Source organism: Flavicella sp., assembly GCF_029238425.1.
Lineage (GTDB): Bacteria > Bacteroidota > Bacteroidia > Flavobacteriales > Flavobacteriaceae > Flavicella.
The window spans coordinates 1-21,398 of the sequence record NZ_JAQWGB010000171.1 but is presented as its reverse complement, the minus strand read 5'-3'; the positions used below and the strand labels follow the sequence as shown (position 1 = coordinate 21,398).

Sequence of the window (21,398 nt, the reverse complement as noted above, 5' to 3'; positions counted from 1 at the left end):
TTTTATGCGAATTGGCAAAGTATTCCTCCCATCAGTGCAAGGGAAACAATCCAGTAGCCTGCATTGATCATAACATATTTAAAACTTCTTTTTTCAAAAATGGCATTGGTTCCAAATATAGGAAGTACCAATAGCATTCCAATCAGAGTTCCATGCAATGCTCCGTGCTTGAAAGTTCTAAAGTTGTTACCATATTTTTCCATGAAATCTGCGGCATATAGATTCAGTTCAGATCCTTCTACCATTAAGTTAGGGTCGTTCATTAAAATGGAGAAAAATCCAAATTGATGAATCACAAAGGTTCCAAGTATAAAAGCCATCAAATAGCTTAAAATGTAACAATAAAGAAAAACAATAGGATTGGGTTTTTCCATCGTTTCAAGTGTAAAATTACACTCCTTCATCCAAGAGCTTCCAAAAACTTTTGGGTTGTACCATATAAACCCCATAAACAAGGGTACGATAGCAGCCACGGCAATAATTACAAAGTTAAATTTCATATGAGTTTTTTTTAGTTAGTAAGTAAATATAAGGATTATATTAAAAATCCAATCTTTAATATTACTAGGGTAAAGCAAAAAAAATAGCGCATCCGTATAACGAATGCACTATTTAAATCAATCCTTTTGAAGTGATTAGGAGTTTCTAAAAACAAACTTTCCGTCGAAAGCATCTAAGAGAATGTTTTGTTCAGCGGTAACGTTGCCTGCAAGAATTTCTTTAGATAAGGAATTTAGAACTTCTTTTTGAATGACCCGTTTTACGGGTCTCGCACCAAATTGAGGATCAAATCCTTTGTCTGTTAATTCATCAATCGCCTCCTGTGTAGCATCCAAAACAATTTGCTTTTCGGCTAACATATTGGCTAGTTTTTTAATATGTATGTTAACAATGTCCTTAATCTCCGATTTGTTTAATGGAGTAAACATGATAATTTCATCAATTCTATTTAAGAACTCGGGTCTTACCGTCTGTTTCAATACCGACATCACATCAATTTTGGCTTTTTCAGCAACGCTCGCTCTGTTTTCAGAAGTTGCTTTGTCAAAATGCTCCTGAATGCTTTCTGCGCCAATGTTGGAGGTCATGATAATAATAGAATTTTTAAAATCAGCTATTCGTCCTTTGTTATCTGTCAATCGCCCTTCATCTAGTACCTGAAGTAAAATATTAAAAGTATCAGGATGTGCTTTTTCAATCTCATCCAATAGAATTACAGAATAAGGTTTTCTTCTCACGGCTTCCGTAAGTTGACCACCTTCATCATACCCAACATAGCCAGGAGGTGCTCCAACCAATCTACTTACTGAATGACGCTCTTGATATTCACTCATGTCTATTCGTGTCATCGCATTTTCATCGTCAAATAAATACGAAGCCAAGGCTTTTGCTAGCTCAGTCTTACCAACACCCGTAGTTCCGAGAAATAAAAACGACCCTAGTGGCTTTTTGTCATCCTGGAGTCCAGCTCTAGACCTTCTCACGGCATCAGAAACAGCTTCAATGGCTTCTTCTTGACCTACAACTCTTTGGTGCAATTCATCTTCTAAATTAAGAAGTTTTTCTCTTTCGCTTTGAAGCATTTTTTGAACAGGGATTCCAGTCCATTTAGCCACAACCTCAGCAATATCATCAGAAGTAACCTCTTCTTTGATTAATGCATTCTCTTGATTGTTGACCTCAATTTGTAGTTGATCAAGTTCTTCTTGTGCATCTTTTATTTTACCATAACGCAATTCAGCAACCAAACCATAATCACCGTCACGCTCCGCTTTATCTGCTTCTAATTTATGACTTTCAATAGCTTCTTTTATTCTTTGAACTTTGTCTACAAGATCCTTTTCGCTTTTCCATTTACTAAAAATAGAATCTCTCTGTTCTTTTATATTGGCAAGTTCCTTTTTAAGAAAAGAAAGTTTCGTTTTGTCGTTTTCTCTTTTGATTGCTTCAACTTCAATTTCAATCTGCATAATTTTACGATCTAAAACATCCAACTCTTCTGGTTTAGAGTTGATTTCCATACGCATTTTGGAAGCAGACTCATCCATTAAATCAATCGCTTTATCCGGTAAAAAACGATTGGTGATATAACGCTCAGAAAGCTCGACGGCAGCAATAACAGCTTCATCTTTGATTCGTACTTTGTGATGCACTTCATACTTGTCTTTTATACCACGTAAAATAGAGATAGCACTTTCTGTATCTGGTTCGTCCACAATAACTTTTTGGAAACGTCTTTCAAGCGCCTTGTCCTTTTCAAAGTATTTTTGATACTCATCTAGGGTAGTGGCTCCAATAGCGCGCAGTTCTCCTCTTGCCAAAGCGGGTTTTAAAATATTTGCAGCATCCATCGCTCCTTCGCCACCACCAGCACCAACAAGAGTGTGTATCTCATCAATAAACAAGACTATGGAACCATCCGAATTTATAACTTCTTTGACTACAGATTTTAAACGCTCTTCAAATTCTCCTTTGAACTTTGCTCCGGCAATCAATGCTCCCATGTCCAAAGAGAATATTTGCTTGTCTTTTAAGTTTTCAGGTACATCACCTTTGATAATTCTATGTGCAAGCCCTTCCGCAATAGCAGTTTTACCAACTCCAGGCTCTCCAACAAGCATTGGGTTGTTTTTAGTTCGACGTGATAAAATTTGTAAAATACGTCGTATTTCTTCATCTCGCCCGATAACTGGATCTAATTTCCCATCATTTGCCAGTTGATTAAGATTTTTAGCATACTTATTTAAACTATTATACGTGTCCTCAGCGCTTTGAGATTTGACATTTTCTCCTTGTCTAATTTCATCAATAGCTGCTTTTAGTCCTTTTTCTGTAACTCCTTGGTCTTTTAATTGTTGAGAAACCGTGTCCTTACTTTTGAAAATTGCAATCAAAAGATGTTCAATAGAAACATATTCATCATTCATTTTCTTAGCAATATTATTGGCCTCAATGAACATTCTGTTTGCTGTAGCAGAAAGACTTAAGTTTCCTCCGGAGACTTTAGCAAAGCCTTCAACGGTTCTGTCAATTACTTCAGTAAAAACAGGAATATTAATTTCTAGTTTTTTTAATATAAAAGGGGTTACATTTTTATCAACGATTAAGATAGCCTTAAAAACGTGAGCCACTTCAATTTGTTGCTGTCCTAAGCCTTGAGTAATCTCTTGGGCTTTTTGAACAACTTCTTGTGATTTTATAGTGTAATTATTAAAATTCATAACTCGTAATTTTTAAATTCATTCTCTTTATGTCAAATAGCATTCCTCTTTTAAAAATGAATTAAAACAAGTCAAAATGTCTTGGAAGTCTTTATTTATCAAGACAAAATGTCTATTTCAATAGGTTTAAAAAGACATTATTTCAGGTTTTAAAAAATAGTTAGTTATGAAAGGATAGCTTATTTTTGTCGTCAATTAGAGAAAAAACATATTACAATGGGAATATTAAGTGGAGTTTTTGGATCAAAATCAGAAAAAAAAGAAACACCAGGCATCAACTGGATACAGTTAACTACAGAAGATCAGTTGGAGAATTTAAGTAAAACATCAGTTTTGTTTAAGCATAGTACGCGCTGTGGTATCAGTAGTTCTGTGATAAAACGTTTTGAGAGACAACATGTAGATTTAAACGATACAGTAGATTTTTACTATTTAGATCTATTGAATTTCAGAAATATATCAAGTGCTATTGCAGAAAAATTTCAAGTAATTCATCAGTCACCGCAAGCTGTAGTTGTTAAAAACAAGGAGTTGGTAGCACATGGCTCTCATTATGATATTCTAGAACTTGACTTGAACGCATTTACGGAATAGGTGTTATTTTATGCATTGAAGACGAAGATTTTAAAAAACAGTTAACTCATAAAATTTATGGGTTTGTTTGGGGTGGTATAAAAATATTTAAGACTATCTTTGCATCAAGAAAAATTTTAAACAAAATCTTTCAATTCTCAGAGAAATTTTATATTTTGAGTATTGAAATTAATTAACAGAAACGGAATTATATTACATGGCTAAATCAGAACAAAGCTTCAACAAAAAAGAAAAAGAAAAGAAACGTTTGAAAAAGCGTGAATTGAAAATGAAGAAAAAGGAGGAGCGTAAAGCGAATGCTACTGGTGGTGATATGATGATGTATGTTGATCAATATGGTAACCTAACAGAGACTCCGCCAGATCCTGCAGAAAAAGTAATTATTGATGCAGAAAGCATTGAAATTGGAATTCCTAAAAAAGTGGAAGAGGATATTGATCCAGTTCACAAAGGAAGAGTAGCATTCTTTAATGATTCAAAAGGTTTTGGGTTTATCAATGATGCTGACAATGGAGAAAAGTATTTTGTGCATGTAAATGGTTTGTTGCAGGAAATAAAAGAAAATGACAAAGTTCAATTTGAACTTGAAAGAGGAATGAAAGGAATGAATGCAGTAAAGGTTAAGAAGATTTAACCCAATTACTTATAGATATAGAGATCCGAATACAATTTTGTATTCGGATTTTTTTTGCAAAAAAAAATAATTTAAGTCGTTGAGCTTTAGTTGGTAGAAGTGCTAGGGGAACCGCTAGGTTAAGAAATTGTAAATTTTTAATTAGGGTTTTTATTGTTGATGTTGTTTTAATAACAGAACAAGAGTTGTTTCAACTCAAAAACCCTATTCAAATGGAAATTTACCAAATCCCCGTTTTTGACGATGATTTTTACAAAATGCTTTTTAGATTTTGTATCAATATCAGTTTTCTTACGATTATCATCAGATTCTTGTACTATAGAGGATCTAAGAACAAGGAATATTTTTTTACCTATTACATGATTAGTGTCATCGTGTTTTTTTTATGCTTTACCTTAAAAAAGTATGAATTAGACTTGGGGATGGCTCTTGGACTTTTTGCCATTTTCGGAATCATACGATACCGAACCAACTCGATTCAAATAAAAGAAATGACTTACCTATTTATCATTATAGGGGTGTCTGTTATAAACTCCTTGGCCAACCGAAAAATGAGTTATGCTGAGATTGTTGGAGCTAATACTTTAATAATTATTGTCCTATCTCTTACAGAATGGTTCTGGACCTTAAAGCATCAGGTTTCAAAAGAGATCATTTATGATGTCTTGGAAAACATAAAGCCATCCAACTATAACCTTCTCAAACAAGATTTAGAATTTAAAACAGGATTGACTATTGAAAAAATAAGTATAGGTGAAATCAATTTCCCTAAAAAAAAGGGTAAAAATAACAGTGTATTATGAAAACGGAAACTCTTAGGAGAATGAAAAACTATAGGAAAATAATAAAAATATCACTTTGGATCTTTTTGGGCTTAATTACTAAACACGGGATGGCACAAGGAGAATATATTGAAGTACGGGATTTAGAGACTTGGTCTAGTGTAAATTTAAAATACAAGGTCAATAAAACTTGGAAAATGTCCTTTCAAGGGCAGTTACGACTTGAAAATAACAGTTCAGAAGTGAGTCAGTATTTTGGGCAATATGATCTTACATATTCTCCATTCAAGCATTTTGCCTTTGCAGGAGCCTTACGTTACGTGAGAAAAAATGACAATACCGGAAATGTCCAAGGTTATGAAAACCATTTTAGATATCATTTGGATGGGATTTTCAAGCACAAGTCTAAAAGATTCAAGTTCAAATACAGAGTACGTTATCAAAATAAAAATGAATTAGGAGTGGAAGATGAAGCTCGGCAATACATTCGTTTGAAAGCTGGTGCTGAATATAATATTAGAAAATGGAAGTTAGATCCAGAGGTGTCGAGTGAATTGTTTAATCGTTTAGGAACGGAAGATAATCAACTTGAAGGATACCGTTTAACACTGGGAACTTCCTTTAAAGTGCATACAGCAGGAAAAATAGGAGTGTTTTATAGATATGAAGAGGAGTTGAATGCTTCATTTCCTAAGTCAAGAAACATTATTGGATTTAAATATACTTACTCATTAAAATAAAAAATTATGAAAATTAATAAAATAAGATACGTAGCATTCGCATTTTTGGTTGTAATATCTGTTGCATGTAAAGAGACTATTTATGTAGAAGCCGATGAATTAGAGTCAGAAATTGACGTGGATGATAAAGAACCTGGTGAAGGTTTAGCAGATTGGACAACCGATACTCATACTAAAGATGGAACTATAAATTACGAGGTAGTTTTTCCTCAGGATAAAGTAAATAGAATAGACATCGTATTAACAGCGACAGAACATGCAAGTATGCAGTCTGATTTAGCTTCTATCGTTGGATCTACTCAAGGTGGACCCGGAGGAGGTGGTGGCGGAAACTTTTCTGATGAAGATCCTATGTATGTGGCCTGTGATTTTTATTTTAATAATACGCAATGGTATGAGGTTGGGGTAAGATACAAAGGGAATTCAAGTTTGTATTCTGCTTACCGTAGTGGAAACGGAAAATTGCCTTTAAGATTTAAGTTTGATGAGTTTGAAGATGATTACTCAGAAATAAAAAATCAACGTTTTTATGGATTCCAGCATCTTTCTATGAATAGTAATTATAAGGATGATTCATTTATGAGGGAAAAATCGGCTTGCGACTTGTTCAGAAGTTTTGGTGTTCCAGCAGTGAAAACAGCGTATTATGAAATTTATGTAGATGAAGGGAACGGTACTCCAATATATTATGGATTGTATACGATGGATGAGGTAGTGTTTGATACAATGCTGAATTCTGTTTTTGGCAGTGAGACAGGGAATTGTTACAAGCCAGATGGTGATGGGGCTAAATTTTCTTCTAGTGGGTTTACCTTGAATGATTTTGAAAAGAAAACAAATGATGATGAAGCAGATTGGTCAGATATTCAAGCCATGTATGACGCCTTACATGCATCTACAAGAACAACGGATGTTGAAAGTTGGAAAGATGGTTTGGAAGCTGTTTTTGATGTACAAGGTTTCTTAAAATATTTAGCGGTTAATAATACCATTCAAAATTGGGATACCTATGCGAATATGACACATAATTATTATTTGTATCATGATCCTGCTGATGATTTGATCAAATGGATTGTTTGGGATAATAATGAAGCATTTAATAGTAGTGGTGGACCCGCTGGCGCAATTTCTATAGATATGAGTGAGGTAAGTTCAGATTGGCCATTGATCTCTTATTTAATTGCAATTCCTGAATACGAAGAAAATTATAAATCTTATTTAGAGGATTTTAATAACAATTATTATGTGCCAAATGATATGGATGCTATCTACGATAATCTATCAAGTTTGATTTCTTCTAGTGCGACTTCAGAAGCGTCTGGTTATACTAATTTATCAGGTGGAACTTCTGCTTTTATCTCGGGAGTTGCAACCATCAAAGCACATTGTCCAACAAGAAATACAGTAGTAACTAATTATTTAAACAATTAATCATATGAAAAGAGAAGTAATCGTAATTATCAGTTTGGTACTTGTCTTGGTGTTTTTTGCTAGTTGCAAATCAAGTCAACAAAACCAAAATAGAAATGAAAGAGGGAATGAAAGAGGGCAACAGAAAAGGCCGACTGTAGAGCAGTTGTTTGAGAAAATGGATACTGACAAGGATGGCAAGTTGTCTGAAAAGGAAGTAAAAGGTCCTTTGGCAAATGATTTTGATAAAATTGATGCTGATGAAGATGGATTTCTTTCAAAAGAGGAAATAGAAAGAGCACCAAGACCATCAGGAGGTAGAAATGGTATGGGACAAAACAGACCTGAATTTTAAAAACCATATTCTTAACAGGAATGAATTGATTGCTTCTTATCTTATGAAATAAAAAATAACAAACAGTTTACGTAAGGTTTTTGGAGTTTCGTCGACAGTAACAAGTAGTTCATCTAAATATATGTGATTTAAAGCATTATTTTATGAACTTTGAGTAAACACTAAAACTGACGACATGACTCAAACAAAGGAAGTATCTAGACAAAAAGTAATTCAGACGGTAGTTGTAATCAATACATTATTGATAGCTTTAATTATAATTGCAACTAAAATTTAATACTACCCATAAGATATTTGAAAAGACATGGTTTCCCATGTCTTTTTTTTGTTTAATTAAATATGTTTTTAGGTAAACATATTTTAAATGTTTTTTGTAATTTTACTAACGTGCACAAACAAAAAGAATATGGTATCAGATAAAAACAGACATGGTTTTAAATTCACCCCTTTCCAGGAAGAGGAGAAATCCAAATTTGACCAATTATTTGGCATTTTTAAGGAATTGATCACACATACTTCAGGAGATTTTGAAGAGGCTTTGAATTGGATGAAAACCTTAGACAAAGAATATAAATTAACTGATGAGGAGTATACTCTGGATGATTTTATTGATGAATTAAAGGAGAGAGGTTATCTAAAAGATGAAGTGGATCCAAATGGAAAAGGGAAAACAAAAATAACTGCCAAAACAGAAAAGGCGATTCGTAAGAATGCGCTAGATCAAATTTTCGGGAAAATCAAAAAAAACGGATTAGGCAATCATAAGACTAAAAATAGTGGATTAGGGGATGAAAAGACAGGGGATTTCAGAGCATTTCAGTTTGGAGATGCCATAGACAGTCTTTCTATTACTGAAAGCTTAAAAAATGCACAGGTCAACAATGGATTATCTGACTTTAGTTTGACCGAAAAGGATTTGGTCATAGAGGATACACATCATAAATCACAGATGAGTACCGTGTTAATGATTGATATCAGCCATAGTATGATACTCTATGGTGAAGATAGAATAACACCTGCAAAGAAAGTAGCAATGGCCTTGTCAGAACTAATTACTTCTAGGTATCCAAAAGATACATTGGATATATTAGTTTTTGGTAATGATGCTTGGACCATTAAAGTCAAGGATTTACCGTACCTGCAAGTAGGACCTTATCATACCAATACCGTAGCAGGATTGAATTTAGCTATGGATATTTTAAGACGAAAAAGAAATACCAACAAGCATATTTTTATGATAACCGATGGGAAACCTAGTTGTTTGCGATTGCCTGATGGAAGGTATTATAAAAACAGCAATGGTCTTGACCCTTATATTACGGAGAAATGTTACAATATGGCAGCTTATGCAAGAAAACTGCACATTCCAATCACAACCTTTATGATTGCTAGAGATCCGTATCTTCAAAACTTTGTAGATAAATTTACAGAATCAAATAAAGGAAAAGCTTTTTATACAGGACTAGAAGGATTAGGAGAAATGATCTTTCACGATTACGAAAATAACAGAAAAAAACGCATGCGATAAATTATGGATACAACAATAAAAACTTTAGGTGAATTAATAAAGGCAGGCTATACATCAAAAAGTATTAAAGCTGAATTAAGAGATAATTTAATTGTAAATATCAAAGAAAACAAAAACTCTTTTGAAGGAATTCATGGATACGAACATACTGTAATTCCTCAATTAGAAAGAGCAATTTTATCTCAACACAATATAAATTTATTAGGTCTAAGAGGACAGGCAAAAACAAGGTTGGCTAGATTGATGGTTCAATTGTTGGATGAATATATTCCGTTTATTGAGGGGTCTGAAATTCATGATGATCCGTTACAACCAATCAGTTCTTTTGGTAGAGAGACTTTAGCTCGTTTGGGTGATAAAACGCCCATTGCTTGGTTGCATAGAGAGGAACGGTTTTTTGAGAAATTAGCAACACCAGATGTAACAATATCTGATTTAATTGGCGATATAGACCCTATCAAAGCGGCAACTTTAAAATTAAGTTATGCAGATGAAAAGGTGCTGCACTATGGGATGATTCCAAGAGCCAATCGATGTATTTTTGTGATCAATGAATTACCAGATTTACAAGCTCGAATTCAAGTTGCTTTGTTCAATATTCTAGAAGAAGGAGATATTCAAATTCGTGGATTTCAATTAAGAATGCCAGTTGATTTGCAATTTGTATTTACAGCAAACCCTGAAGATTACACAAATCGTGGAAGTATTGTAACTCCTTTAAAGGATAGAATTGGTTCTCAAATTTTAACACATTATCCAGAGAACCTAGAAGTAGCGAAGACTATTACGGCGCAAGAGGCTGCTTTGCAAAACTCAAGATTGTGTGCGATTCACATACCAGAATTGGTAAAGGATTTGGTAGAAAGAATTGGTTTTGAGGCGAGAAACAGCGAATATGTAGATGCCAAAAGCGGAATAAGTGCAAGAATGAGTATTACTGCCTATGAAAATTTGTTGAGTAGCGCAGAATACAGAGCTTTGGGATCTAATGAAAAAAGCACTTCTATTAGATTTAGTGATGTTATAGGAATGGTTCCTTCGATTATTGGTAAAATTGAATTAGTCTATGAAGGAGAACAAGAAGGTGCGGCTTTTGTTGCTGAAAAATTAATTGGTGAAGCAGTGAAGACCTTATTTCTAGAAAAATTCCCAAAAATATCGAAGCTTAAAAAAGAAAATCAAAAAGATGCGTATGATCCTTTATTAGATTGGTTTTTTGAAGAAACTACTTTTGAACTATTTGACAATGGTTCCGAAATAGAATACAAATCTGCTTTAGATGATATTGCTCCTTTGGATGAGTTGATTCAAACCTATGCGAAAGAAACTTCTAAAGAGGATTCTTATTTCTTGAAAGAATTTGTGCTGTGGGCTCTGGTAGAATTTCAAAAATTAAATAAAGAGAGAGTGGAAGAAGGATATTCCTTTAGAGATCAATACGGTGCGCTGTTTTCTGATTTATAGAAAATGGACGAACTACTTCACATTATTAGAAATTGTAAGGAATGTGCTCCTTTTTTAAAACAGGGGTGCCGACCTGTTTTGTCTGCTTCAAAAAAAGCAAAAATCGTTATTATCGGCCAGGCTCCCGGTTCTGTTGTGCATCGAACTGGAATTCCTTGGGATGACAAGAGTGGGGAGAATCTAAGAGCTTGGATGGGTATAGATGCCGATTTGTTTTATGATGAAGATTTTATATCTATCGTACCTATGGGGTTTTGCTATCCTGGTAAGGGGAAGTCTGGAGATTTGCCTCCACGAAAAGAATGTGCTCCCTTGTGGCATGCTAAAATACTGACAGAATTAGAAAATGTTGAGCTTGTTCTATTGGTAGGGAGTTATGCTCAAAAATATTATTTAAAAGAAATGGCAAAGAGAACATTAACGGAGACTGTTGCAAGTTATTCGGAGTACTTGCCTCAATTTTTTGTGTTACCACATCCTTCTCCGAGAAATAATATTTGGATGAAAAAAAACAGTTGGTTTAAAGATGAAATCCTTCCTGTTTTAAAAATGAAAATAGAAGAATTACTTTAAATATTGTATTAACTGCGATAATCTGAAAGGCTAACAGTATCTTTGCAAAAAATGAAAGATATGTCTAAAACTTTTTCTGGTCTTGGGATTCAAGAAGAATTGTTAAAAGCTTTACAGGGGTTACAAATAGAAACTCCAACTGAAATTCAGGAGAAATCGATTCCGGTGATCCTAAACAAAAATGATGATTTCGTGGGATTGGCCAAAACAGGAACAGGTAAAACGGCTGCTTTTGGTTTGCCATTATTACAGATGGTTGAGGTTTCAAATGATAGCATTCAAACTTTAATATTGGCTCCTACAAGAGAATTAGGACAGCAGATATATGAGAATTTAAAGACTTTTTCTGTTCATTTAGAGGGCCTTTCTATAGCTTCCATCTGTGGAGGTGTTCCTATCAAACCTCAAATTGAATTGATTAAAGCGAAACCACAAGTGGTGATTGCAACTCCGGGTAGATTGATTGATTTGATTCAACGTGGAGAAATTGATATAACAAATACCAAGAATTTTGTATTAGATGAAGCCGATGAGATGATCAGTTCCTTAAAAGAAGGTCTTGATAAAATTGTTGAGGTTTTACCTAAAAAACGAAGAACTTTTTTGTTTACGGCAACCATGCCGGGAGTAATAAAACAGTTGATTCAAAACTATATGTCGAAACATATTACGCAGGTTTCTGTGGATATGTCGGTTACTGGAAATACTAAAATTGATCATAAATATGTTGTCGTTGAGCCTATAGAAAAACTGAATGTTTTGATGCATTTCTTAAATGCGAATGAAGGTGTTCAAGGGATAATTTTCTGTAAAACAAAGGCAGCGGTGAATAAGTTGGCTAAAAATTTGGCGATCAATAAATTTTCTTCCGGTGCGATTCATGGAAGTTTGTCTCAAGGAATACGTGATCGAATCATGGGACAATTTAGAATGGGGCATATCAATATTCTTGTGGCAACAGATTTGGCTGCTCGAGGGATTGATGTAAAAGATATTGCCTATGTGGTAAATTACCATTTGCCTGACACCTATGATACTTATGTACATCGATCAGGAAGAACAGCGAGGGCAGGTGCTGATGGTTTGGCTTTGTCTGTAATCCAACAAGAAGAATTAAATGACTTAGAGGATATAGAAAATGAATTAGGAATTCGTTTTGATGAGTTTAAAAAAGCTAGCGCAGAGAGTATAGAAGAAAATAACGGCTTGTTATGGGCAAAGAAAATATTTAAAACGAAGCCTAATCATAATGTATCTAAGGAATACAAGAATAAAATTCATACAATTTTCCATCATTTGACCAAAGAAGAATTGGTGGAGAAAATGTTTGCAAATTATGTTTTGCAACAAGAGAATAGTGCTTTGGTAAAGGAAACTTCAAAAAAGAAAAAAAGAAAGTAATGGCCAATACAATAAAAAACCAACAGGAGATATTGAGTAAATTGAATATTTACCAATTGAACCCAATGCAAGAAGAGGCTATAGAGGTCATTGATGCTAATGATAGTACGGTGATTCTTTCTCCTACAGGAACAGGAAAAACACTCGCTTTTTTACTGCCATTACTGGAAAGATTGAATCCAGCGGTACAAGAAGTTCAAGCTGTGATTGTGGTGCCATCTAGAGAACTTGCGATACAAATAGAACAAGTGATACGTTCTATGGGTTCAGGGTATAAGGTGAATGCTATTTATGGAGGTAGAGCGATTGCAAAGGACAAGATAGATTTAAAAACGACACCGTCAATTTTAATTGGAACTCCGGGTCGGTTGGCAGATCATTTTGGAAAAGAAAGGTTTACTACGAAGGAAGTAAAGACCTTGATTATTGATGAGTTTGATATTTCTTTTGAAGTTGGAGCAGGAGGCGATATGCAGAATATTGTTAAATCTTTGTCTAATGTTGATAAAAAAGTATTGACTTCAGCTACCCAGGATATGGATATCCCAAGATATATCCAGATGGAAAAAGCGGTTACATTAAATTATTTATCTGAAAAGAAAGATTCTAAGCTTACTTTAAAGACGGTAATATCTGCGTCTAAAAACAAGCACAATACTTTGGTGGAATTACTTCAAAACTTAGGAGATGAACCTGGAATAGTATTTTGTAATCAAAAGAACACACTTGAGGATTTAAGTGCTTTTTTAACAAAGAAAAAAATCATTCATACCTGTTTTCATGCAGGTGTAGACCAAAAAGAAAGAGAAAGAGCCTTGATTCGTTTGAGGAATGGATCTGCCACTATTTTACTAGCCAGTGATTTGGCTGCAAGGGGAATTGATATTCCTGAAATGAAATATATCATTCATTATGAAATTCCAGAAGGAGCTGAGGAGTTTACGCATAGAAATGGTAGAACAGCGAGAGTAAATGCAAAAGGAACGGCCTATATGATCAAATGGAATAAAGAATCATTGCCAGAGTTTGTAGGGAAATCTGCCGTGCTAAACCTTTCAGGAAATAATGTAATAAAAGAACCTTTTTGGGAGACCTTGTTTATTTCTGGAGGTAGAAAAGATAAAATTTCTAAAGGAGATATCGCTGGTTTGTTTTTCAAACAAGGAAATATAAATAAAGATCAGTTAGGGGTAATAGAGCTTAAGTCGGATTGTGCTTTTGTCGCAGTGCCTAAATCGATAGCATCTAAATTAGCACAGAAATTAAATAATACTAGGTTGAAAAAGAAAAAAGTACGCGTATCCGTTTTGTAAAGAACTTGTATCAAGCATAGTACAACTGCAAATAGGAGACTACTAAGCGTATCAGTTATAAAATTTAAAAGCCCAATCATTTTTTGATTGGGCTTTTTTTGGAGGCTGAGCTACATTCCCGGTGGCTGAGCCTGTCGAAGTCTCTTTTCTATCCGGAGGCTGAGCTCGTCAAAATCTCGTTGTCACTTCGAGTGAATTTAAGAATGAAATGAAGAAATTAGTATCGAGAAGTAGTACTCTAATCGTTCTCGATACAATCCATGAAAAATAGATCACTCGAACTGACATGGTTGGTAATTGAATATATTCTCGGAGGCTGAGCTTGTCGAAGTCTCGTTAAGGTTACCCTTCGACAAGCTCAGGGTCCGGATACATGTCGGAGGCTGAGCCTGTCGAAGTCTCTTCAATATTATAATTCTAAAAGGCCTCCTAATTTTTATAAAAAAGTATTTCTATCCGTGCTTTCTGTTCGTATCTTTCCATGAAAAAGCAAAAGTCCTAAATGATTCATAACTTGTTTAAATTTAAGAATATATCTTTTTTTATTCTGGCAATTTTATTGATCGTATCGTTGATTAATATACCTGCTATAAAAATTGATGCTGATATTTCTCAATTCTTCCATGAAGACGATCAAGATTATGAATTGTATCAAGAATTAAAATCCGAGTTTGCCAATCAAGAGGATGTCATTTTATTAGGAATCAAAACCAAAGACTCTAGCTGGAGCACAGATGCATTGATTCAATTAGATAGCCTATCAAATAAACTAAAACAGCATCAGTCCATAGAAAAAGTAAGCAGTATTCTAACTATTTCTTACCCTGTTAAAACGAGTTTTGGCCTCATTCCTTTACCTTATATCAATCAAAATAAAGAAGATGAATACCAGGTTAATATTCACAAAATAAAAAATGAGCCTTTGCTTAAAAGCTTTATTTCGAAAGAGGCTTTGTTTATATGGATTGAGATTGTTCCAGATATAGATCCTTTTGCTCTAGAAAAACTTATTGGGGATATCAATAGCATACGAGAGCAGTCCCATGCAGATACATTTTTATGGGGTAGAGAAGTAGTGGATGTGAGCTTCAAAAATATTTTAGTTCAAGAAATTGGAAAATTTTTATTTTGGGTAATTCTTTTTCTATGCGTAAGTTTATTACTCATCTTTAAACGACCCATCGCCATAGTTTTTCCAATCGTTTTAGTGTTGGTGGTTATTATTTTGTTTTTAGGTGGTATGGCAGCTTTAAATCGACCGCTGACAACCATGTCAAACCTTTTACCAACCATTATCCTCATCGTAGCTGTATCGGATGTTGTGCATCTCTGCATTAAATTTGATACGGAATCAGAGAAAGGACTCCCAATCAAAAAGGCAATTAAAAATACCATCTCAGAAATTGGATTTACAACGTTTATAACCTCTTTCACAACTTCCGTAGGTTTTATGGTATTGTATTTTTCTCCCATAAAAGCAATTCGTCATTTTGGGGTAGAATCTGCATTTTTGGTGGTGCTCACCTTTATGTTAACATTGATTTTTTTACCATTTTATTTCAGTAAAATAAAGGACAAACACTTGTTTCAAATCAGAAATAACTTTTCAACCTTAAGCCAAAAACTAAATTTGTGGTTGCATAAAATTTACAAGAAACCCAATCAGGTTCTATTTACGTTTGCTGTATTACTTATAATAAGTAGTTTTGGAATTCAGTTTATTAGCAAAAATAGAAGTCATTATTCTATTCCAGAAAATACTGATTTGTATGCTAGTTACCAGTTTTTTGAGAAAAAGTTTGGGGGTTCTAGAACCTTTGAATTGATTGTAAGTACCCCAGATAGTTATAGTCTTTTAGATTCCACTTTATTTGTGCAAGTCCTGAAAATAGAGGATTATTTAGGATCTAAATCAGAATTGAATGAATTAAAATCTCCCGTCAATTATTACAGGCAGATGCAAAATGCAAGTATTGCCTCTACAAATAAAACAAACATAGATCTGAATTCTTTAAAAGAATACGACAAGAAATTATCCTTGTTTATGTCCAAAGATTATTTGGCAAACTCAGATAGGACAAGATTTAAGTTTAGTGCTCAAATGAAAGATTTGGGATCCGAAAAAATGGCAGCATTCGAAAAAGAAATTCTTCAAAATGTATCTGAAATTGTTGCCGAACATCCTTTAAAAGCTCAACTGTCTGGTATTGACTTATTGATTGGTATTTCCCAAGAGAAAAGTATAAAAAACACTTTCATTGGACTTCTGATAGCCATAATCATCGTTTCAATTACCTTAAGTTTGGTTTTTAGAAATATCGCTCTTGGGGCTTTGGCCATTGTGTTAAACATCATACCTCTGTTAATTACTGCAGGGATAATGGGTTATTGTGGTGTGGAATTAAGAGCGGAAATAGCACTTATATTTACCGTAGGTTTTGTCATCGCTGTGGATGATACAATCCATCTCTTGAGTAAATTTCAATGGGAGAGGAGAAAGGGAAATTCTATTGAAGATGCCATTAAAAAAGCAGTTTTAGAATGTGGAAAAGCTATTTTAGCTACAAGCATTATTCTGATGGGAGGTTTTTTTATGTTGATGCAATCCATTTCTTTAGAAATTTATACTTTAGGCGTGTTAGTAGGTTTGATTGTCTTTATTACTTTAGCTGTTGATTTGATTTTAGCGCCGATCATTGTCTTAAAATTCTTTAAAAAGTTTCTTTAATCGTCATTCTTGGTTAGCCTTATTTTATAGTACCTGCATATTGTTTTAAAGAAAAAATATAGTTGATTTCTGACTGGAGTATTATTTTTATGTGATTTCATAGTGCTATTTCAATAAAGTGTTATATATTTGTACCTACAAATATTGTATGTGTTATGAGTAAGTATTATTTAGCAATTCATGAAATTATTAGAACCGGGCATTGGATTACAGATTCAATTTCTAAGGAGTTAAAAGAATTTGGTATTTATGAGCCTCAATATAATGTTTTACGAATTTTGCAAAGTGAAAAGGGAAGTCCTATATCTGTAAATGCGATTTTAGACCAAATGGTACAAAGATCAAGTAATGTGACTCGTATAGTAGATAAGCTTGCTTTAAAAGGTTTGGTAGAAAGAACCATCTCACTTGAAGATAGAAGAAAAATGGATATTTTAATTACGGAGGAAGGAGAAAACTTGTTGCAGCAATTGGATGCTAAAGTCAAAGAATTTCATCAACCTATGATGGATAACCTAAATCAAAAGGAACAAGAAGTATTAACAGAATTGATAAAAAAATTAAGAGGGTAATTTTTGTGTTTTTTTACAAAAATATATGTACCTACAAATAATGTAGTAGTTATGAATAAAAAAATTAAAACAATACAATCACCAAGCTCCATAAACGGGTTGATTCCAGGAGTTATCGGAAACAGAGCTTTTCCGACGAATAATTTTACGAATTCAGATCCCTTTTTAATGTTGGACCATATCGGTCCGCAGGTTGTTGGAAAGGATTGGAAATTGAATGGTGATGGGCATGACCATCCACATAGAGGTTTTGAAACACTGACTTTTATGTTTGAAGGAAAAATGAATCATCGCGATTCTATGGGCAACAGGGCGGAGTTAAATTCGGGTTCTGTACAAAGAATGAACGCCGGTTCAGGAATAATTCATGGTGGAGATATGGAAGCTGACGTAAACACCGGTAGGTTTCATGAAATGCAACTATGGGTCAATTTGCCACAATCAAAGAAAATGTCAACTCCGGAAATTCATAATGCCACAGTGGATAACATCCCATCAATTAAAAAAGATGCAATGGAACTTAGAGTTATTTCAGGGGTTTTAAATGGGGTGGATAGCTTAATAAACACCACGACAGAAACTCAGGTTGGGCATCTTATTGCAAAGGGGAAAGGAGAAATGACTATAGATTCTTTCAAAAAATCTTCCAATGTAATGCTCTATGTATTGGAAGGAACCGCTACTGTTTCAGGAACAACTTTAGAAGCATTTCAATTGGGAGTAATGTCGCAGGAAGGCTCAGAAATAGAAATTTCAACAGAAGGGAACGCTCAATTGTTACTATTGGCAGGAACTCCTTTAAATGAACCCATTGCATTTGGAGGGCCTTTTGTAATGAATAGCAAAGAAGAAATTCAACAGGCACAAAGAGATTTTCAAGAAGGAAAATTTGGAAAGATTTCATAAGAACATATGCTTATTAAGAATATGATTATTGCGGTCTTGCTTTGTGCAGGATGTATGACAGATAAAAACTTTAAAAACATAAACAAGATGGATACGAAAACAAAAATTCAAACAGACAACTCTCAAAAAAGCGTTTTAGCGAGAGGATGTGATCCAGAACTATCACAACGATTCGCAAAAATAGTACCTCCATTAATTGGTGGTGCCAACTACATTCCTACCACAGATGATGTAGATTTTATAGAAAAACTAAAATCAAAAAAATGGTCAGTCATCTATTTCGCTCCTGGGGCTTGTAGGTTTAGTGCTGCCAAGAGACAAATTCCAGGAGGATCTATAGATACGCAGGGATGGACCTTAGAGCAATATTATCAATTGATCTATGAATTACAAGGGAAAGAGGTAGAGATTGTGCAATCTCCTTACGAAGAGGAATCATTGGTATTATTAAATAAAGCATTAGTAAAAGCAAGAATATCTAACAAATAGAAACAATTTATAATATGAAAAATTTAAAAACAGCCATCCTAATGGCATTGATTACAGTAAGTGCATTTGCACAAAAAGCAGATGCCAATTATGTACATAAAAATGCAAAAACAGACAATCTATTGACAGGAGAAAATACAGTTTTATTGGTGATTGATTGGCAGCAAGACTTGATCAATATGGTGTATAATATTGAACAAGATGTTATGATAAATAATATGGAAGCGATGATAAAAACTGCAAATTTGTTTGAAGTTCCAATTATCGAAACAACTATTGGTGTCAAAGCCGCTGGTTCTACACCAACGATACCAGTATTGAAAAATTTGATTCCCAAATCAGTAGAAAACATCGATAGAGTTTCATTGAATGCTTGGCAAAATAAAGCTTTGGTTGAAGCAGTAAAGAAAACGGGGAGAAAAAAAATATTGATCACAGGTTTGTGGACTTCAGGTTGTCCAACCTATACGGCATTGGACGCTTTGTTAGATGGTTATGAGGTATATATCTTAACGGATTTGATGGGAGATGCTACAAAAATGGCTCACAATACCGCGATTGATAGAATGGTTCAAGCAGGTGCAATTCCGTTTACTTGGGAAGGTGCAGGCGCAGAGATGTTACGTTCTTATACGAATCCAAAAGCCTTTACAGATAAAAAAATCAAAGGTGGTTTTGTAGAAATCATGAAATTACACTTTTACCCATTTGCAGGTAAGTATTAATCCAATCTTATAGAAGCTGTTTGATCAAATAAATTATCAAACAGCTTCTATTCTAATATAGGAACCTATCCAATGAAAACCTTTACTAAATTTTCTTTTTTGTTCTTTGTTTTGATGTTATCCTGGAGCAAATTGTTTGCGCAACCCGGGCCTATCAAAAACCTAAGGTACAATGATGATTTCTCTTATCTACAATCGGAAGCTATTGTAAAGAAGGGAACAGATAAGTTAAAGTACATTCCATTATCTCATAAAAATCATTATGTTTCTTTCGGAGGAGAAGTCCGTGAATGGTATGAATATAGAAAAAACAGCAATTTTGGTGATTTACCACCGGGCTCCGTAGATAATAAAAATGGGATTCTTCAACACCGATTGATGTTGCACGCAGATTTTCAACTTGGTCATCGTGTAAGAACCTTTGTGCAATTGAACAATACTTTGGAATTTGGAAATCAAAATGCACCGATTCCTGAAATTGCAGTAGATGGACTTGGTTTGCATCAGGCTTTTGTTGAGTACCAGTTCGGAAAACAAAAGCAACAACGAAAAATGAGCCTTAGAGTAGGGAGACAAGAGTATGATTTTGGAAACGGTTTGTTGATTTCTTCAAGAGAAGGTCCTAATAATAGATTGTCTTTTGATGGAATTACATTGCTAACGAATACCCTATCCAATAACATACATCTACTAGTTGCAACGCCGGTTATTATTGAGACTGGGATATTTGACAACAAACACATCAAAGAGTATGTCTGGGGTGGGTATGCAAATCTACGACAAACCAAGAACAATAAATTAGATGCGTATTATCTAGGGTTTTATTCTGAAAGAAGACAATTTAATTATGTTTCAGGAATAAATCGTAGACATACCGTAGGAATGAGAGCTCACAATCATGGGTCAAAATTTTATTATGATGTGGAAACCATGTTGCAAGCAGGAAAATTCAATGATCTCAAGGTAGCTGCTTTGAATGTTACAGGAGAGGTTCGTTATATTTTTCAATCGGCTTTTTGGAAACCGATGATAGGAATTGGGGCGAGTTATATTACCGGAGATTATGATGCCAACGACAATCAAATGAATACGTTTGATCCTATGTATCCGAAACCGGTTTATGGCTTGGCCATTCCACAAGGACCGACAAATATTTCCCATATCCGTCCAACATTTGGTTTTCAACCTACAGATAAATTGTTTTTTAATTTTAGATATTATTATCTTGCTAGAACGAGTATTCAAGACGGAACTTATACACCTGGAATGGTACAAGTACGTCCCATACCAAACATAACAAGTGACAAGCGTAGACTTGGAAATCAATTCGCCTTGGATGTATTTTATATCATCAATCAGCATTTTACTTTCTTGAATTTTGTTTCTCATGTAGAGGCAGGTCCTTATCCTATGGAAACTGGTGTCGGAAAAAATGTTTTTTATTGGGCAAGTGCCTTACAATATAAATTTTAATAAAACGTAGTATGAAAAATTTGATTTTAGAACAAAAAACAACAAAAGCATTGATTTCTATGTCGGTTCCCATAAGTATTGGGATGTTGTCTACCTTTTTATTTCAAGTCATAGACACCTATTTTGTGGGGCAATTGGGAGCAGATGCACTAGCAGCCTTGAGTTTTGCTTCTACCATTTATTTTTTGGTCGTGGGGCTCTTTATAGGGTTATCGGTGGGGGTATCTATCATCATTGGTAGTGCCATGGGATCAAATGATCGTAAAAAAGTAAATGAAACCACGGTAATTGCCCTATGTATTAGTTTTACTGCTTCTTTAGTTATTTCAATATTAGGAATTACTAATATTGCAAGTATTTTTACCTTTATGGGAGCTGATGCCGCTATTTTACCTTTGATTGAATTGTATATCATTCCATTATTAGTAGGAATTCCTTTGTTAACAGTTGGCTTAATGGCAGGTGGCGTTTTAAGAGCTACCGGAAATGT

20 protein-coding genes are annotated in these 21,398 nt (G+C 34.2%); 18 read left to right on the top strand and 2 right to left on the bottom strand.

All coding sequences use genetic code 11. The features are described 5' to 3' along the window. Positions 1 to 2: 2 nt before the first annotated feature. Positions 3 to 500, bottom strand: a complete 498-nt coding sequence (locus P8H68_RS11840) for a DUF1761 domain-containing protein (RefSeq protein WP_300325366.1) — start codon at positions 498 to 500, stop codon at positions 3 to 5. Between the two features lie 135 nt (positions 501 to 635). Further along, positions 636 to 3,221, bottom strand: coding sequence for an ATP-dependent chaperone ClpB (gene clpB / locus P8H68_RS11835; protein ID WP_300325363.1), 2,586 nt, complete (start codon positions 3,219 to 3,221; stop codon positions 636 to 638). A gap of 216 nt (positions 3,222 to 3,437) precedes the next feature. Between clpB and ytxJ the strand changes: the two genes are divergently transcribed. The 18 genes from ytxJ to P8H68_RS11745 all read left to right on the top strand — a co-directional run. Continuing rightward, entirely contained in the window at positions 3,438 to 3,815 is a 378-nt protein-coding gene (gene ytxJ, locus P8H68_RS11830; protein ID WP_300325361.1) for a bacillithiol system redox-active protein YtxJ, read from the top strand. A gap of 196 nt (positions 3,816 to 4,011) precedes the next feature. Next, positions 4,012 to 4,449, top strand: a complete 438-nt coding sequence (locus P8H68_RS11825; protein ID WP_300325359.1) for a cold-shock protein — start codon at positions 4,012 to 4,014, stop codon at positions 4,447 to 4,449. A 212-nt stretch (positions 4,450 to 4,661) separates the two neighbouring features. Beyond that, complete coding sequence (locus tag P8H68_RS11820) at positions 4,662 to 5,252, top strand: DUF4956 domain-containing protein (RefSeq protein ID WP_300325357.1); 591 nt, start codon at positions 4,662 to 4,664, stop codon at positions 5,250 to 5,252. Continuing rightward, positions 5,249 to 5,971: a DUF2490 domain-containing protein gene (locus P8H68_RS11815; RefSeq protein ID WP_300325355.1), complete on the top strand. Its 723-nt coding sequence runs from the start codon at positions 5,249 to 5,251 to the stop codon at positions 5,969 to 5,971. Before P8H68_RS11820 ends, P8H68_RS11815 begins: the two co-directional genes overlap by 4 nt. Positions 5,972 to 5,977: 6 nt before the next feature. After that, the gene (locus P8H68_RS11810) at positions 5,978 to 7,402 is read left to right on the top strand and encodes a CotH kinase family protein (RefSeq protein ID WP_300325352.1); all 1,425 of its coding nucleotides are present in this window, start codon (positions 5,978 to 5,980) and stop codon (positions 7,400 to 7,402) included. Between the two features lie 4 nt (positions 7,403 to 7,406). Continuing rightward, complete coding sequence (locus P8H68_RS11805; protein WP_300325350.1) at positions 7,407 to 7,736, top strand: EF-hand domain-containing protein; 330 nt, start codon at positions 7,407 to 7,409, stop codon at positions 7,734 to 7,736. A gap of 406 nt (positions 7,737 to 8,142) precedes the next feature. Beyond that, entirely contained in the window at positions 8,143 to 9,264 is a 1,122-nt protein-coding gene (locus P8H68_RS11800; RefSeq protein ID WP_300325348.1) for a hypothetical protein, read from the top strand. A 3-nt stretch (positions 9,265 to 9,267) separates the two neighbouring features. Continuing rightward, positions 9,268 to 10,728, top strand: coding sequence for an AAA family ATPase (locus P8H68_RS11795; protein WP_300325345.1), 1,461 nt, complete (start codon positions 9,268 to 9,270; stop codon positions 10,726 to 10,728). 3 nt (positions 10,729 to 10,731) lie between these two features. Beyond that, positions 10,732 to 11,301, top strand: a complete 570-nt coding sequence (locus tag P8H68_RS11790) for a uracil-DNA glycosylase family protein (protein WP_300325342.1) — start codon at positions 10,732 to 10,734, stop codon at positions 11,299 to 11,301. A gap of 60 nt (positions 11,302 to 11,361) precedes the next feature. Further along, a complete protein-coding gene (locus tag P8H68_RS11785) occupies positions 11,362 to 12,702 on the top strand; it encodes a DEAD/DEAH box helicase (RefSeq protein ID WP_300325339.1) in 1,341 nt (446 codons plus the stop codon). Beyond that, entirely contained in the window at positions 12,702 to 14,015 is a 1,314-nt protein-coding gene (locus P8H68_RS11780; protein ID WP_300325336.1) for a DEAD/DEAH box helicase, read from the top strand. Before P8H68_RS11785 ends, P8H68_RS11780 begins: the two co-directional genes overlap by 1 nt. Before the next feature lie 502 nt (positions 14,016 to 14,517). After that, complete coding sequence (locus P8H68_RS11775) at positions 14,518 to 16,743, top strand: MMPL family transporter (protein WP_300325334.1); 2,226 nt, start codon at positions 14,518 to 14,520, stop codon at positions 16,741 to 16,743. Positions 16,744 to 16,898: 155 nt separating this feature from the next. Then, positions 16,899 to 17,315 carry a MarR family transcriptional regulator gene (locus P8H68_RS11770; RefSeq protein WP_300325331.1) on the top strand — a complete coding sequence of 139 codons (417 nt, stop codon included), beginning with the start codon at positions 16,899 to 16,901 and terminating at the stop codon, positions 17,313 to 17,315. Between the two features lie 51 nt (positions 17,316 to 17,366). After that, positions 17,367 to 18,221, top strand: a complete 855-nt coding sequence (locus tag P8H68_RS11765) for a pirin family protein (protein WP_300325329.1) — start codon at positions 17,367 to 17,369, stop codon at positions 18,219 to 18,221. An 87-nt stretch (positions 18,222 to 18,308) separates the two neighbouring features. Beyond that, positions 18,309 to 18,710, top strand: a complete 402-nt coding sequence (locus P8H68_RS11760; RefSeq protein WP_300325327.1) for a hypothetical protein — start codon at positions 18,309 to 18,311, stop codon at positions 18,708 to 18,710. Positions 18,711 to 18,724: 14 nt separating this feature from the next. Then, positions 18,725 to 19,435: an isochorismatase family protein gene (locus P8H68_RS11755; protein WP_300325325.1), complete on the top strand. Its 711-nt coding sequence runs from the start codon at positions 18,725 to 18,727 to the stop codon at positions 19,433 to 19,435. A gap of 72 nt (positions 19,436 to 19,507) precedes the next feature. Beyond that, a complete protein-coding gene (locus tag P8H68_RS11750) occupies positions 19,508 to 20,908 on the top strand; it encodes an alginate export family protein (protein WP_300325323.1) in 1,401 nt (466 codons plus the stop codon). 11 nt (positions 20,909 to 20,919) lie between these two features. Further along, positions 20,920 to 21,398 (top strand): MATE family efflux transporter (locus P8H68_RS11745; protein ID WP_300325320.1); only part of this gene is annotated, 479 nt, incomplete at its 3' end.

What these genes read in the sequence shown, in the direction of transcription:
- P8H68_RS11840 (WP_300325366.1), bottom strand. Translation starts at nt 500, where the DNA reads ATGAAATTTAACTTTGTAATTATTGCCGTGGCTGCTATCGTACCCTTG.
- clpB (WP_300325363.1), bottom strand. Translation starts at nt 3,221, where the DNA reads ATGAATTTTAATAATTACACTATAAAATCACAAGAAGTTGTTCAAAAA.
- ytxJ (WP_300325361.1), top strand. Translation starts at nt 3,438, where the DNA reads ATGGGAATATTAAGTGGAGTTTTTGGATCAAAATCAGAAAAAAAAGAA.
- P8H68_RS11825 (WP_300325359.1), top strand. Translation starts at nt 4,012, where the DNA reads ATGGCTAAATCAGAACAAAGCTTCAACAAAAAAGAAAAAGAAAAGAAA.
- P8H68_RS11820 (WP_300325357.1), top strand. Translation starts at nt 4,662, where the DNA reads ATGGAAATTTACCAAATCCCCGTTTTTGACGATGATTTTTACAAAATG.
- P8H68_RS11815 (WP_300325355.1), top strand. Translation starts at nt 5,249, where the DNA reads ATGAAAACGGAAACTCTTAGGAGAATGAAAAACTATAGGAAAATAATA.
- P8H68_RS11810 (WP_300325352.1), top strand. Translation starts at nt 5,978, where the DNA reads ATGAAAATTAATAAAATAAGATACGTAGCATTCGCATTTTTGGTTGTA.
- P8H68_RS11805 (WP_300325350.1), top strand. Translation starts at nt 7,407, where the DNA reads ATGAAAAGAGAAGTAATCGTAATTATCAGTTTGGTACTTGTCTTGGTG.
- P8H68_RS11800 (WP_300325348.1), top strand. Translation starts at nt 8,143, where the DNA reads ATGGTATCAGATAAAAACAGACATGGTTTTAAATTCACCCCTTTCCAG.
- P8H68_RS11795 (WP_300325345.1), top strand. Translation starts at nt 9,268, where the DNA reads ATGGATACAACAATAAAAACTTTAGGTGAATTAATAAAGGCAGGCTAT.
- P8H68_RS11790 (WP_300325342.1), top strand. Translation starts at nt 10,732, where the DNA reads ATGGACGAACTACTTCACATTATTAGAAATTGTAAGGAATGTGCTCCT.
- P8H68_RS11785 (WP_300325339.1), top strand. Translation starts at nt 11,362, where the DNA reads ATGTCTAAAACTTTTTCTGGTCTTGGGATTCAAGAAGAATTGTTAAAA.
- P8H68_RS11780 (WP_300325336.1), top strand. Translation starts at nt 12,702, where the DNA reads ATGGCCAATACAATAAAAAACCAACAGGAGATATTGAGTAAATTGAAT.
- P8H68_RS11775 (WP_300325334.1), top strand. Translation starts at nt 14,518, where the DNA reads ATGATTCATAACTTGTTTAAATTTAAGAATATATCTTTTTTTATTCTG.
- P8H68_RS11770 (WP_300325331.1), top strand. Translation starts at nt 16,899, where the DNA reads ATGAGTAAGTATTATTTAGCAATTCATGAAATTATTAGAACCGGGCAT.
- P8H68_RS11765 (WP_300325329.1), top strand. Translation starts at nt 17,367, where the DNA reads ATGAATAAAAAAATTAAAACAATACAATCACCAAGCTCCATAAACGGG.
- P8H68_RS11760 (WP_300325327.1), top strand. Translation starts at nt 18,309, where the DNA reads ATGGATACGAAAACAAAAATTCAAACAGACAACTCTCAAAAAAGCGTT.
- P8H68_RS11755 (WP_300325325.1), top strand. Translation starts at nt 18,725, where the DNA reads ATGAAAAATTTAAAAACAGCCATCCTAATGGCATTGATTACAGTAAGT.
- P8H68_RS11750 (WP_300325323.1), top strand. Translation starts at nt 19,508, where the DNA reads ATGAAAACCTTTACTAAATTTTCTTTTTTGTTCTTTGTTTTGATGTTA.